At 69.8% G+C, this 13935-nt stretch carries 10 protein-coding genes; 3 read left to right on the top strand and 7 right to left on the bottom strand.

All coding sequences use genetic code 11. From position 1 onward, the window contains the following. Positions 1 to 43: 43 nt before the first annotated feature. The gene (locus AC07RV_RS03950; protein ID WP_296784771.1) at positions 44 to 976 is read left to right on the top strand and encodes a DUF4434 domain-containing protein; all 933 of its coding nucleotides are present in this window, start codon (positions 44 to 46) and stop codon (positions 974 to 976) included. A gap of 3 nt (positions 977 to 979) precedes the next feature. Here AC07RV_RS03950 and AC07RV_RS03945 read toward each other — a convergent pair whose 3' ends face one another. After that, positions 980 to 1669 (bottom strand): NBR1-Ig-like domain-containing protein, encoded by a 690-nt coding sequence (locus AC07RV_RS03945; RefSeq protein ID WP_296784767.1) that lies wholly within the window; start codon positions 1667 to 1669, stop codon positions 980 to 982. Positions 1670 to 1830: 161 nt separating this feature from the next. Here AC07RV_RS03945 and AC07RV_RS03940 point away from each other — a divergent pair, with 161 nt between their 5' ends. Beyond that, a complete protein-coding gene (locus tag AC07RV_RS03940; RefSeq protein WP_296784764.1) occupies positions 1831 to 2730 on the top strand; it encodes a DMT family transporter in 900 nt (299 codons plus the stop codon). 34 nt (positions 2731 to 2764) lie between these two features. Here AC07RV_RS03940 and AC07RV_RS03935 read toward each other — a convergent pair whose 3' ends face one another. From AC07RV_RS03935 to AC07RV_RS03910, 6 genes are all read right to left on the bottom strand, one after another. Next, positions 2765 to 5548 (bottom strand): NfrA family protein, encoded by a 2784-nt coding sequence (locus AC07RV_RS03935; protein ID WP_296784761.1) that lies wholly within the window; start codon positions 5546 to 5548, stop codon positions 2765 to 2767. Further along, the gene (locus AC07RV_RS03930; protein WP_296784757.1) at positions 5545 to 7242 is read right to left on the bottom strand and encodes a glycosyl transferase family protein; all 1698 of its coding nucleotides are present in this window, start codon (positions 7240 to 7242) and stop codon (positions 5545 to 5547) included. The genes AC07RV_RS03935 and AC07RV_RS03930 overlap by 4 nt, the downstream gene beginning before the upstream one ends. Positions 7243 to 7260: 18 nt before the next feature. Then, positions 7261 to 9480: a cellulose biosynthesis cyclic di-GMP-binding regulatory protein BcsB gene (locus AC07RV_RS03925; RefSeq protein WP_296784754.1), complete on the bottom strand. Its 2220-nt coding sequence runs from the start codon at positions 9478 to 9480 to the stop codon at positions 7261 to 7263. 49 nt (positions 9481 to 9529) lie between these two features. Further along, on the bottom strand, positions 9530 to 10663 hold the full coding sequence (gene wecB, locus AC07RV_RS03920; protein WP_296784751.1) for a non-hydrolyzing UDP-N-acetylglucosamine 2-epimerase: 1134 nt from the start codon (positions 10661 to 10663) through the stop codon (positions 9530 to 9532). 244 nt (positions 10664 to 10907) lie between these two features. Then, positions 10908 to 11945: an alpha/beta fold hydrolase gene (locus tag AC07RV_RS03915; RefSeq protein WP_296784747.1), complete on the bottom strand. Its 1038-nt coding sequence runs from the start codon at positions 11943 to 11945 to the stop codon at positions 10908 to 10910. 186 nt (positions 11946 to 12131) lie between these two features. Then, positions 12132 to 13028: a LysR family transcriptional regulator gene (locus tag AC07RV_RS03910; protein WP_296784745.1), complete on the bottom strand. Its 897-nt coding sequence runs from the start codon at positions 13026 to 13028 to the stop codon at positions 12132 to 12134. Positions 13029 to 13121: 93 nt separating this feature from the next. Here AC07RV_RS03910 and AC07RV_RS03905 point away from each other — a divergent pair, with 93 nt between their 5' ends. Beyond that, entirely contained in the window at positions 13122 to 13910 is a 789-nt protein-coding gene (locus AC07RV_RS03905) for an SDR family NAD(P)-dependent oxidoreductase (protein WP_296784742.1), read from the top strand. Positions 13911 to 13935 lie beyond the last annotated feature (25 nt).

The raw sequence follows: 13935 nt of genomic DNA, 5'->3' as shown, positions 1-13935 counted from the left end.
GCCTCCGTTGTCGCCTCCGCTGCTTCGCCGACGCAGTTGCCTGATGCTGGCGGCGGCCGCCCTGCTGAGCGCCTGCACCGCGCCGACCCCCAGATTCCAGGGCAGCTTCCTGCAACCCTGGAAGAGCCACGAATCGCTCTCCATCGATGAATGGCGGCGCCGGCTGCGCATCACGCGCGCGCTGGGCTGCGACGAGATCGTGTTGCAGTGGAGCGCTCTGTACGGCGGTGCGTTCGACTGGGCGCCGCCCGACGGCCTGCTCGCCATGCTGTTCGAGGAGGCCGCGCGCGAAGGCATGGGCATCCGCATGGGCCTGCCCTACGACGAAGGCTGGTGGAAGGCCATGGGGTCGAAGGACCCGGCGGTGCTGCAGTCACTGCTCGCCACCGCGCGCGATCGCTGCCTGCCGTTCATGGAATCGGCCCGCTGGCCGAAGCTGTCGGGCTTTCGCGGCTGGTACCTGCCTTACGAGATCGATCAGTACAACTGGGCGACGGCCGAGCGACGCGGGCAACTGGTGGACTGGCTCGACGGCATCGCAACTGTCGCCCGCCGCACGGGCGGCCAGCCGCTCGCGGTGTCGACCTTCTTCAGCCGGCTGCCGACCGAGGGCTCGCTCGCGGAACTCTGGTCGCAGATCCTCGACCGCGTGCCGCTGCGGCCCATGTTGCAGGACGGCGTGGGCGTGGCCGGCATGGACAACCTCGCGGGGCTCGAGCCGCTGCGCGCGCTGTTGCGGCGGCGCGGCGTGGCCTTCGATCTGGTGGTCGAGCTGTTCGAGCAGCTGCCTGCGGCGCCGGGGGGCGAGGAGGGCTTCAAGGCGCGAGCCGCGACGCCCGAGCGCGTGCGACGGCAGATGGAGATCGCGCGCGGCTATGGCGCCGAGCGCGTGATCGCGTTCGCGATCGATCCATGGATGGTGGGGGATACGCCGGAGGCGAAGCGCTTGCTCGAGGCGTGGGGCGTCGCTTTCTAGGTCTTACTGCGCCATCACCGTCACGACGACGTGGAAGAAGAACTTGGGACCGAAGCAAGGGACGCCTTCCGCATTCGTCATGCGCCAGATCGATGCCACGGTGCAGGTGTCTTTCGGTGCCGCGAAGTCCACGCCGACGTGCACGGGCTGCCCCGGCAAGGTGTCGGGCACTTCCACTTCGCGATAGAGGCTCGCCAGATAGGCCTCCTGAATCGCCTCGAGACTGCCGTCCGCCAATCGTCTCGCGATCGCGTACTCGCCGTCGACGCGGACCAGGCGACGCCCGCGCCAGGGGCGCGTGCCGAGGTTCTGGATTTCCCAGATCTTTCTGAATGTCTCGCCGGGCGAGACCACCGCATGGTCGGGTGTCGTGACGTCGGCGTTGAAGGCCGCGATGTCGTTCGGATCGCGAGGATTGTGCGAACGATTGGTCGGCGGAGGGAAGGCGCCGAAGGCTGTCGAACCCTCGAGGGCCGCGTAGTAGCGAAAGAGGAGCAGGGGCGAAACCTGCAGTGCCCCCGCCAACTTGATCAGCGTGCGCACGGACGGGTCGCGCTTGTTGCCATTGGCGAGTTCGTAGAGATAGGTACGGGCAAGGCCCGCGTCAGCCGCGATGGCGGTGAGTGACCTCCCGAGCTCCCTGCTTCGGCGCGCCAACAAGGCGCGAAGCGGCTCCGTCGTCTTCGATGGCATGCGTCCTGGTCGCGAGGACCACTCCCTTTCAGTCGCATGCAGCGTACACCAAAACTGACACTCGGTTCGCCACTTCTTACGGGTGGGTTTTGATAATTCGCGCCGAGGAATAACGGCGCGCGAATCGGACGTTCCCCTGTTTTGGAAATCCGGAAGTCATGATGAATTCAATCGAACAGACACATCATCGAAGGCGGCAATGGGAGGCCGCTTTGATATTCATCACGGCGCTGTGGGGATGGTCATTCGTCGCCATTCACGATGCATTGAATGGCATGAGTGACTCGGCCTTCAATGCCTGCAGATTTCTCGTGGCAGCGGTTGCGATGTTGCTGGTGGCCGCCGCGCGTCGGCGGCGTATCTCGAAGATCGATCTCGTGCAGGGAGGCATGGCGGGGATGGCTCTCTACCTCGCCTTTCTCTTTCAAACCAAGGGACTGAAGTTCACCTCGGCCTCGAATGCCGCCTTCATCACGGGCTTGGCGGTGATCTTCACGCCGCTGCTACTGTTCTTCTGGCGCCATGTGAAGCCCGAAAGACGGCAGGTCGTTGGCATTTTCCTGGCGACGATCGGATTGGCCTTGCTGACACTGAAAGGTCTGAGCGTTCGATGGGGCGATCTGTTGGTGTTGATGTGCGCGGCTTCATTTGCGCTGCATATCATTCTTCTATCTCGTGCCAGCAAGATGGCAGATGCCTTCAATATCGCGCTGATTCAGATATCCGTCGTCGGACTTCTGTCTTTGGCCCAATCCGTCGTGTTGGGGGAATGGGCCATTCCTCCAGCCGGGGCGGCGGTCAACGCGATACTCGTGATCGGAGTCCTTGGCACAGCGCTTGGCTTCTATGTGCAAACCAAAGCGCAGGTCGCCTCGTCACCCAACAGGATTGCGCTGATCATCGTTCTGGAACCGGTGTTCGGCGGCCTGTTCGGCTACTTTCTCGCCGGCGATCGACTGACGCTTCAGAACTGGATCGGTGCCGCGTTGATCGTGGCCGGGATGCTGATCACGGAGATCCGTCTAACCAGAGACCGATCCGAACCGAGCACGCATCCTTGATGTGCCTGAGGTCGTCGACCGGGCCCGCATGGGCCTAGTACGACAACGTCAAATTCAGGAACACCCCCTTCGCCCGCCCCGCCATCCCTCCCAGCGTGGTCCGGTACTGCAAGCTCGCATCCACATGCGAGCGCTGCGCGTTGTAGCGGTCCTCGTTGAACCAGTAGCGCAGGTTGATGCCCACGCCCGCGCCGGCCGACCAGCTCGATCCGCGGTCGGACAGGGCGACGCTGTCGAAGCCCGCGATCGGCACGCCGCTCGCGCGGTTGCGGTTGGAGAACCAGTCCGCGGCGAGCGTGACGTGGGGGAAGAACACGAGGCGGTCGTTGTAGTCGGTGACGAAGCTGCGCCCGATGCGCACCTCGCCCGCAGCGAAGCCCTGGCCGCGCTTGAGGCGGCCGCTGCCGTCGGCGAGCACGTTGCCGGCGGTGTCGCGCACGGTGTAGGCGGCTGGCATGTCGAGCAGGGTGTAGCCGGCCTGCAGGTAGCCTTCCATGGTGAACCAGCTGCGCGTGTCGAGCCGCCGGCCGGTACCCTCGTAGAAGCCGTAGAGCAGGTAGGCCTGCCAGCCGCCCGAGCCGGTGTCGGCGCGGTAGTCGAGGGCCGCGGAGCGGTTGTTGAGCTGGCAGCGCAGGCTCGCGGGCGCGGGATCGATGGCGCCGGAACGCGTGGCGCTGCCCAGCATGAACTGCCGCTCGAGGCCGAAGGTGAGGCCGGTGGCGGTGTCGGGCGTGTAGCGCACGCCGAGGGCGCCGCTGGTCGAGGGCAGCCCCGCGATGCCGCGGGTGCGCTGCTCGGGTGTGATGCCGATGCCGCCGCAGGGGTTCTGCACGAGCTGCGCTGCGGTCACGTCGGTGCCGGCGTGCAGGGTGGTCGAGAGGCGGCCGTAGACGTCGAAGATGCTGCGGTTGGTGTTGAGCATGCCGCTCGGGCGCCAGAACACCTCGGTGGTGTTGAAGCTCGCGTTGCCGGGCACGGCCACCGGCTGACCGGGCAGTCCGAAGGAGGCGGCGTGCGCCCCGCGGTAGCCGACGGTGCTGTTCACGCCCCATTCGCGCGAATAGCTGGCGATGGTGCCGCGCAGGTCGTGGAGCTGCTGACGGTCGAGCGAGAGCCAGCCCACGTCCTCGTCGTCGACGGCCTGGCGCAGCGTGGCGGCCGCACCGGCGCGGTCGCCGGTGCCGGCGGCCGCCTGGGCCTCGTCGAGCAGATTGCTGCGCGGGGCCTGGCCGGTGTGGCGGGCCGCGACGAAGTCCTGCAGCGCGAGCGCCGGGTCCTTGTTCGCGATGTGCAGGTAGCCGCGCTGACGCAACAGGGTGGCGTCGGCGGGCTGCGCGGCGATCGCGGTGTCGAGCCGCTGCAGCGCCTGCTGGCGTTCCGCGGTCGTGCCCGCGGCGAGCGTGGTGGTCAGCAGCTTCTGGCGCGATGCGTCGTCGGGCCGTTCGGCCGCGGCCTGCTTCGCCAATGCGATGGCCTCGGGATAGCGCTTCTGCGCATAGGCTGCGTAGGCGCGCGTGGCGGCATCGCCGGCCTTCGGCGAGTCCCAGGGCGCGAGCGCACAGGCCGGGCCCTCGGGCGTGTCGTTGCAGAGCTTCACGGGCGCATAAGCGGTGACCGGTGGCGTGGCGGGCGAGCCCCAACCGCTCGCGGCGTCCTCGGCCCGCTGGCGGCGCGAGCGTACCTGCGTGTCGTCGGGCGGCAGCGGCGCGAGCAGCGTGCGCGCGCGTTCGCCGTCGCGCGCGGCCAGCGCGAGATCGGCGCCGATCAGGCGTGCGTCGCGGCGCTGTGCTTCATCGACCTGTGCGTCGGTGACCACGGCATCGACATCCTGTTGCGCCTCGCCGCCGCGCGACAGCTGCTGGCGCAGGTAGGCGCGCTGCAGCCGCAATGCCGCGCTGTCTTCCTGCGTTGCCATTGCGTCGGTGGTTGCCTGTTCGGCGCCTTCGATGTCGGGCACGGCCTGCAGCGCATCGATCAGCAACTGGCGATGGCTCGCGACATCGGGCGCGATGCGCACCGCCTCGCGGGCCTCGTCGACGGCCGCGCGCGGCTGCTTGCGCGACAGGGCGTCGTAGGCCTTCTGCGCATGCTGCAGCGCGATCGAGCGGCCGGCCTGCCGCACGCGCGCGGCGATCTCGGCAGCGTTCGGCGCGCCCAGGTCCAGCGCGGTGGCCGCGGCCTGCACGAGTTCGTCGTGGCGCTGTTGCCGCGCGAGCGCGTCGAGCCACAGCAGTGCCCAGGGGCCCTGGCTCGGATCGGCGCGCACCGCTTGTTCGGCCGACTTCGCCGCCTCGGCATCGCGGCCCTCGGCGTAGTCGCGGTAGGCCTGCGCCGCGAGCGGGAAGCCCGCGCGGTAGGCCTCGGTGCCGGGCGTGCCGTCGGCGGGCGTGGCGCGCAGGTTGGCCAGTGCCGTGCGCAGCGCCGCGTTGCCATGGCCCTGGTCGATGGCATGCTCGGCCGCGCGCGCGGCCTCGTCGGCCCGCCCCAGCTTCTGCAGCGCATACACGCGCAGCAGGTGCACGCGCTGCGCCGCGGGTTGCAGCCGCAAGGCCGCATCGGCGCGCGCGAGCGCGGTCTCGAAGTCGCCGCGGCCATAGGCCTTGAAGGCCTGGTCGGCCAGTTGCCAGGCACGGCCGTGCGACGAGCGCTTGCGCGGCGTGGTGCGCGTCGGCACCGGCGCGGCGCCGGGCGCGGAAGCGGTCGAAGTCGAGGGCGAAGGCGCGGCCGGCAGCGAATGCACGGCAGCGAACGCGGGCACGGCGGGCCAGGCCGCGGCCAGCGCGACCGCCAGCAGCGTGCGGTTGTCGAGCCCCTTCATGCCGGCACTCCCTGCGCGCCCTGCGGCGCGAGCGGCGCCAGCACCGAATCGCCGCGCTGGAACGAGATCGCCTCCTCGAGCGTGCCCGCGTCGAGCCAGCCCTGCTCGAGCAGGATGCTGCCGAGCTTGCGGCCCGTGCCGCGCTGGATCGTGAGCGCGTTGTCGAGCTGCGCCTCGTCGATCGCGCGCCACGACAGCAGCACCTCGCCCAGCCGCTGGCGCTGCTGCACCAGCTGGTCGGCCGAGGGGAAGTCGTGCATGGTCTTGTCCCACACCAGCCGCTTGCCGAACAGCTTGTGCGAGAGAAACAGCTTCCATGCGCGCGCCGCGGCCATGGCGTTGATGAAGTTGCCGATCACCATGCGCGGGATCGACAGCAGCCCGTGCTCCCAGCCATAGAGCGCCGACACGAAATGGAAGCGCTGCGCGAAGCGCAGCAGCAGCGCCACGGCATTGAGCTCCATCACCGTCATGAGCCAGCCGCCCGACTGGAAGATCGACGGGTAGTAGACGGTCCACCAGCCCATGGCGTCGGCGAAGAAGAAGACCAGGAAATTGAGCATCAGCAGGTAGCCGAGGATGGCCACGAAGGCGGTGAACAGGCCCTTGCGGTCGCGGAACAGCAGGTACTTGGTGGCCAGCGAGCCGGCCCAGCCCATCTGCTCCCAGCCCTGCAGGCCGATGCCCAGGGTCCAGCGCGCCTTCTGCCGGTAGGCGGTGCGGAAGGTGTCGGGGAAGTACTCGCGCACGCCCAGCGGCATGCGCAGCGAGCCGAGCTTCTCGCGGCCCGCGCCGAACCAGGCGGTGCGCCGCGTCACGTACTCGACGTCGAACTTGCCGAAGATCTGCTTCATGCCGAGCCGGCCCAGCCGCGCGCCGATGTCGTAGTCCTCGGTCAGGCTGGCGGTGTTGAAGGGCTGGTTGTCGAGCTCCGCGGCCAGCGTCTGCAGCGCGCGGTGCGAGAAGCAGGTGCCGACGCCGGCCGAGGGCACCATGCGCGACAGGCTCTCGCGCACCACGAGGTCCTTGCTGTGCCACTCGGCGAACTCGTCCATGTAGGTGCCGGCCACCAGCTCGAACCAGTGGCGCTCGAGCGAGGTCACGGGCAGCTGGATGAAGTCCATGCGCGGCAGCAGGTAGTTGAAGTACTTGAGCTCGAGCGGATGCAGCACGTCCTCGCTGTCGTGCAGCACGACGCCCGCGAAGGGCTCGCCCATGGTGCGCTCGTGCTGGAACAGCGCCTGCACCACCCAGTTGAGGCAGTCGGCCTTGCAGGTCGGGCCGTCGTGCGGCACCTCCACGCGCACCAACTGGCGGTAGCGCCGGCGCATGCGCTCCACCTCGGCGATGGTGCGCGCGTCGTTGCGGTAGGTGCCGACGAAGATGGCGTAGTTCTTGTACTCGAGCGTCGACACCATGTTGGCGAGCATCGGCGCGATCACGTCGTACTCGAGCCAGGCCGGCACCATGATGGCCATCGGCTGCTCGCGCGCCGCGCGCAGTTGCGCGGCGGTCAGGCGCCGGTAGCGGCGGCGCACGGTCAGCGAGCGGTAGATCTCGCGCACCCAGTACCAGGCATCGACGAACAGGTCGTCGATGCTCGACAGCAGGATCACCACGCCGACGACCGCGGTCACGATCTCCAGACCGCGGTAGTAGTCGGCCAGCAGGAAGGGTCCGTAGAGCTCGAACATGCGGCTTCGGTCGGGTCCTCAGTGCTGCGACTTGGCCGCATGGCGGCGCCGCGCGCGCCAGGCCAGCAGGATCAGCAGCAGCAGCGCGAACACGGCCACGCCGATCACCGGCATGCCCCAGGCGGCGTACGAGCGCCATTCGAAGAACGCGCCTTCGCCGCCGCGGCGCGCGCTCGCGTCCGCGGGATTGCCGCTGTCGAGCCAGCTCACGGGGCCTTCGGCGCCGAGCATCGCGATGTCGCCGCGGTTCAGCACGAAGGGCTTGGCCGGCACCACGGGGCGCGCGCCGATCGGCTGCCACTGCATGCCGTCCTGGCCATGGGCGCGGCTCACCTCGATGGCGCTCAGCTGCGACAGGTCGTCGACCTCGAGCCACGGCGCCTTGCGGCCGTGAATGCGCAGGCTCGCGTCCTTGACCTCGACCTTCGAGGCGGCGCCGTCGACCGCCACCTGCAGTGCGAGGAAGGGCTTGCTCGGCGAGAAGGCGCCGGACTGGGTCACCACCAGCTCGGCGCGCACCGGCGTCACGCCGGCGGCCACGGCCATGCGCACCAGGCGCGCGAGGCTCGCGGGCGCGTCGGCCAGCCAGGCCTGCGGCACGGCGACCTGCGGGTTGCCCGACATCAGCGGCAGCAGGCCGACGAAGCTGCCGTCGGGCTGCGCATCACCCGCGCGCACGAAGCTGGTGGGCAGCACGTTGACCGGGAAGCCCTGCGGCATCTCCTGGCAGTCGTTCGAATAGGGCTGGCGCTGGAAGGACACGCGCACCACGTTGCTCAGGCCCAGCGCATAGCCGGGGATGCGCGCATCGAGGCGCTCGGGTCGGCCATCGGCCTCCAGGCGCTTGGCCGACAGCAGCACGTCGTTCCAGAACACCGAGGCCACGGGACGCGTGGACGAAGCGCCGGGCGCGGCCGCCACGTCGATCACCAGCTCGGAAGGCATGCGGCCGTTGGCCGCGACCACGCCCAGCGGCAGGGTGGCGGTCCACTCGCCGCGCGACACCACGTCGAAGCCGGCCTCGCTGGCGCCGAGGCTGTTGAGGCGGATCGCCGGACGTTCGCTCGCATCGGGCGCGTCGGCCGTGCGCACGCCGGCCTGGCGCGACACCAGCAGGTTGCGCCAGGTCTCGGCGAAGACGCCGGCCGCCTGCGCGCCCGCGTTCTCTGGCACCACGATCACCGGATGCGCGCCGAGCGTGGCGAGCCGCACCTGGCCGGCGCTGGCGGCATCCGCGGCGAGCGCGGTCTGCTGCTCGCGCCACAGTGCGAAGGCGCGCAGCGCGTCGGTGTCGCCTGCGAACTGCACGGCCAGCGCCTCGAGCGCCTTGGCGATCTGCTGGCGCAGCGCCGCATCGGCCACCAGCACATCGCCGCTGGCCGCGGTGGCGCCGAGCACCAGCAGCGCGCCGACCTCGGCCTCGTTCTTGAGCTCGTAGCGCGCATTGCCGCTGGCGAGACCGGCGAAGGCCGGCAGCGCGGCGAGCCCCGCGGGCACCTGCCAGCCCGAGGTGTCGACGATGTCGCCGGCCACCGGGAAGGCCTGGATCTGCACGCGGCGGTTGGCCTGCTCGAGCGCGACGCCGAGGCGCCAGGCGCTGTCGTAGCTGGTCTTCGAGAGATTGCGCGAAGCCACCAGCAGGACCGGGCGCGCGGGCAGCGTGGCCCAGGCATCGGCGAGGCTGGTCAGCGCGCCGCTGTTGAAGCGGTAGTTGAAGCGCGTCTCGGGCGAGATCGCGAGCACGTTGCCGGTCGAGCGCTCGAGTTCGCAGACGCGGCGCGCCACGTTGTTGGACCACTGGACGCCGAGGCGCACGAAGTTCGCGCTGCGCGCGACGCCGGTGTCGACCTTGAGGCTCTGGCTCGCGTCGCCTTCGGCCGCCTCGATGCGGCGCGCCTGCACCGGCCGGCCGTTGACCGTCAGCAGCATCGAGGTGCTGCCGCCTTCGGCCTTGTGATAGCGGCCGCTGAAGTCGATGCTGGCCTCGGCCAGCGCGAGGCCGCGCGGCACCGGAAGGTAGAACTCCTGGCGGCTGTCGAAGCCGTTGAGCAGCACGGTGTCGCCGATGCCCAGGTCCGACAGCGCGAAGCTGCGGTTGACCCAGGTCTCGCCCTGCAGGCGCTGCAGCGCGTCGCTCGCGGGGCTGGCGTGCGCGAGGAAGGAGGTGCTCAGGCCACCGAGGGCGAGCAGGGCCGTGGGTGCGAGGAGGGCGATCCGTCGTGAGAACAGAGAAGGCATGGAGAGACTCGGCAGGAAAACTTGAAAAAAGAGGGGCGGCATTCGGCGCTCAGGGCACGAACTCGGCGGTGTGCCGTTCGCACAGCACGTCCACGATGCGCCGGCTCGCGCGCGCGTCGCCGTAGGGATTGCCGCGGCGGCAGAACTCGGCGTGCACGGCGGGGTCGTCGAGCAGGCGGCGTGCCTCGCCGACGATGCGCTCGGGCGAGGTGCCCACCAGCCGCACGGTGCCGGCGGCCACGGCCTCGGGGCGCTCGGTCACGTCGCGCATCACCAGCACCGGCTTGCCCAGCGAGGGCGCCTCTTCCTGCACGCCGCCCGAGTCGGTCAGGATCAGGTAGGCGCGCTGCATGAACCAGACGAAGTCGAGGTAGCCCAGCGGCGCGATCAGGTGCACGTTGGGCAGGCCCGACAGCTGGGCCTTGACCACGTCGTGCACGTTGGGGTTCAGGTGCACCGGGTAGACGATCTGCACGTCGTCGCGCAGCGCCAGTTCGCGCAGCGCGGCGCAGATGTTGCGAAAGCCCTCGCCGAAGTTCTCGCGGCGGTGGCCGGTGACCAGCACCAGCCGGCGCCTGGCATCGACCCAGCCGTGGCGCTTCTCGAGCGTGGCGGCCAGCGGGCGGTCGGACTCGAGCCGCTCGACCGTGGCCGCTAGCGCGTCGATCACCGTGTTGCCCGTGACCCAGATGCGCCCCGGCGGCTTCTCGGCGAGCAGCGCGTCGCGCGAGGAGGGCGTGGGCGCGAACATCCAACTGCTGACCGAATCGACGAAGCGGCGGTTGAGTTCCTCGGGGAAGGGCGAGCGGATGTCGCCGCTGCGCAGGCCGGCCTCGACATGGCCGACCGGAATGCGGCGATGGAAGGCGGCCATGGCACAGGCCGCGGCGGTGGTGGTGTCGCCATGCACCAGCACGCAGTCGGGCTGCTCGGCCTCGAGCACCGCGTCGGCGCCCGCGATCAGGCGGCCGTAGAGCCCGTTGAGCGACTGGTTGGGTCGCATCACGTCGAGGTCGTGGTCGGCCTCGAGGTCGAACAGCGACATCACCTGGGTCAGCATCTCGCGGTGCTGGCCGGTCACGCACACGGTGCTGCGCACGCGCGGCTCGCGGCGCAGGGCGGCGACGAGGGGGGCCATCTTGATGGCCTCGGGACGGGTCCCGAAGATCGACAGTACGTGCATTTCGAGGAGTCAGTGGCTGGTGCCGACGCACAGCCTCCCCGCGTGTGGACGCAAGGCGGCGGCAAGCCGGACACGAACAAATGAATAAAGGGGTACTTGCGTACCCCCTCAGGGCGGGACCGGTCTGCGCCGTCTGACCCTCGAAGCGGACAGTGTAACTAAAGATTTAACAAATCATCAACAAATGAAAACGGAAGTGTCTACTTTTTGGCACTTTGGGCCGCCGAGTCGGTGGCCCGCCCGCTCAGCCCGCGCGCCGCGCCACGTCCACCACCGCGGCCGCGAAGGCCTGCGGCGCTTCCTGCGGCAGGTTGTGGCCGATGCCGCCGTCGACCTGCCGGTGCTCGTAGAAGCCCGAGAACTTCTTCGCGTAGCTGGCGGGCTCGGGGTGCGGCGCGCCGTTGGCATCGCCTTCGAGCGTGATGGTCGGCACGGTGATCACGGGCGCCTTGGCGAGCCGGTCCTCGAGCGGCTGGTACCTGGCCTCGCCCTCGGCCAGGCCGAGGCGCCAGCGGTAGTTGTGGATCACGATCGCGACGTGGTCGGGGTTGTCGAAGGCGCGCGCGCTGCGTTCGAAGGTCGCGGCATCGAAGTTCCACCTGGGCGAGGCGAGTTGCCAGATCAGCTTCGAGAACGCGTTGCGGTTCTTGTCGTAGCCCAGGCGGCCGCGCTCGGTCGCGAAGTAGTACTGGTACCACCACTGGAACTCGGCCTCGGGCGGCAGCGGGTTCTTGCCGGCCTCCTGGCTGCCGATCAGGTAGCCGCTGACCGACACCAGCGCCTTCACGCGCTCGGGCTGCAGCGCGGCCATGATGCAGGCCGTGCGCGCGCCCCAGTCGCAGCCCGCGACCGTCGCGCTGCGGATCTGCAGCGCGTCCATCAGCGCGAAGATGTCGGCCGCCACCACCGACTGCTGGCCGTTGCGCGGCGTGTCGGCCGAGAGGAAGCGCGTGGCGCCGTAGCCGCGCAGGTAGGGCACGATCACGCGGAAGCCCGCGGCCGCGAGCAGCGGCGCGACGTCGACGAACATGTGGATGTCGTAGGGCCAGCCATGCAGCAGGATCACCGGCGCGCCGTTGGCGGGGCCGGCCTCGAAATAGGCGACGTTGAGCACGCCCGCATCGATGTGCTTGAGCGGCTCGAGGCGCCGCGGCGTGCCGCCGGCGGACGGCGTGTTCGACTGCGCGAACGCGGGAACGACCGCCGCGAACTGGGCCGTGGCGAGGCCGATGGCGGCCTTGGTGAGGAACGAGCGGCGCTCGAGCGGGGAGGAAAGCGTCATGGGAACTCCTTGCGAATGGTGGTGGATGGCATCGGGCCGAAGGCCTGTCGCGCCGCGATCGTTCGCGGTGCCTGGCGATCGATGGCGCGGATGTTCATTCGCGGGAGTGGCCGGGGGCGGGGGCTGCGTATCGCTGTGTATCCCGGGGTGGTTCGCAGACAGTAAATTTCGTTGTGGCCCGCGCGCTCAGGCGCCCGACGCCGGCGTTCCCAACGCCGCCGCAAGAAAATCCACCAGCGCCGCCACGCGCCGGCTCGGCGCACCGCCCGGAAAGACCGCGAACAGGTCGATAGGCCCCGCCACGTAGCCGCCCAGCACCCCCTCCAGCACGCCGGCCTCGAGTTCGTGCCGGATGTCCTGCCGGTTCTTGAAGATCACCCCCGCGCCGTTCACGGCCCATTCGCGCAGCACCGAGCCGTCGCTGGCCTCGCGGTCGCCCGATACCTTGACGTTGAAAGGCCGACCGCCGTCGCGAAAGGTCCAGGCCGCGAGCGGCGCGCCGGGCCGCGCGAGCACCAGGCAGTTGTGCTGCGCCAGTTCACTGGGATGCGCCGGCCGGCCGCGCGCGTTCCAGTAGGCCGGCGCGGCGCAGACCAGACGCTCGCCGGGCACCAGCAGGCGGGCCTGCAGGTTCGAGTCGGGCAGGGGACCGAAGCGGATCGCGAGGTCCATGTGGGTCTCGATCAGGTCGATGGTGCTGTCGCTGAGATGCAGCCCGATGCGCACGCGCGGATGGCGCTGCTGGAAGGCGTCGAGCAGCGGCCGCAGCTGCGAGCGGCCGAAGTCGTTGGTGGCGGTGACGCGCACCGGGCCCGACAGCTCGCCCTGCTGGCGCAGGCCGCCCAGCGCCGCATCCCATTCCGAGACGATGCGGCGCGCATCCGCCACCAGCGCCTCGCCCTCGTGGGTGAAGGCCAGCCGTCGCGTCGAGCGCTGCATGAGCCGCGCGCCCACCTCCTGCTCGAGCTGGTTGATGGCCAGGGTCACGGTCGAGGTGGCGACGGCGCGCTGGCGCGCGACCCCCGAGAAGCTGCCCCATTCGGCGACGTCGATCAGCAGGCGCAGGGCGTCGATGCGGTCCATTGTTCGAGGATGTCGAAAGGTGATTTGGAGATGCGCCAGATTATCAATGGATCGATGCAGAAATACGATCGCGACCATCGACCAAGGAACCCCATGAACATCCACTTCAACCACCGCCGCGTGCTGGTCACCGGCTCCACCAACGGCATCGGCTTCGCCACTGCCCAGGGCTTCCTGGCCGCGGGCGCCGAGGTCGTGATCAACGGCCGCAGCGAGGCCGGCGTGGCGGCCGCGCTGGCGCGGCTGGGCGACGCGGCCTCGCGCGCCCACGGCTTCGCGGGCGATCTCTCGACGCCCGAGGCCTGCGCCGCGCTGCAGGCGCGCCATCCCGAGTTGGACATCGTCGTGAACAACCTCGGCGTCTTCGGGCCGCAGGACTTCTTCGACACGCCCGATGCGGAATGGGAGCGCTTCTTCCAGACCAACGTGATGTCGGGCGTGCGCTGCGCGCGCGCCTATGCGCCGGGCATGGTCGCGCGCGGCTGGGGCCGCATCGTGTTCGTGTCCTCGGAGTCGGCGCTCAACATCCCGGCCGACATGGTCCATTACGGCTTCTCGAAGACCGCGCAGCTCGCCGTCTCGCGCGGCCTCGCGAAGCGGCTGGCCGGCACCGGCGTGACGGTCAATGCCGTGCTGCCCGGACCCACGCTGTCCGAAGGCGTGGCCGACATGCTGCAGGCCGAGGTGGAAGCCTCGGGCCGCGGCCTGGCGGCGGTCGCGGCGGACTTCGTCACCACGCACCGGGGCTCGTCGATCATCCGCCGCGCCGCGCGCGTGGAGGAGGTCGCGAACATGATCCTCTACGCCAGCTCCGAGCAGGCCTCGGCCACCACCGGCGCCGCGCTGCGCGTCGATGGCGGCGTGGTCGACAGCATCGTCTAGCGCCGCCTCTTTTCCCGATTCCCTT

The sequence above is a fragment of the Variovorax sp. GW821-FHT09B01 genome (assembly GCF_059418345.1).
The sequence above is the reverse complement of the archived record's forward strand: the minus strand, read 5'-3'. Positions and strand labels throughout refer to the sequence as shown.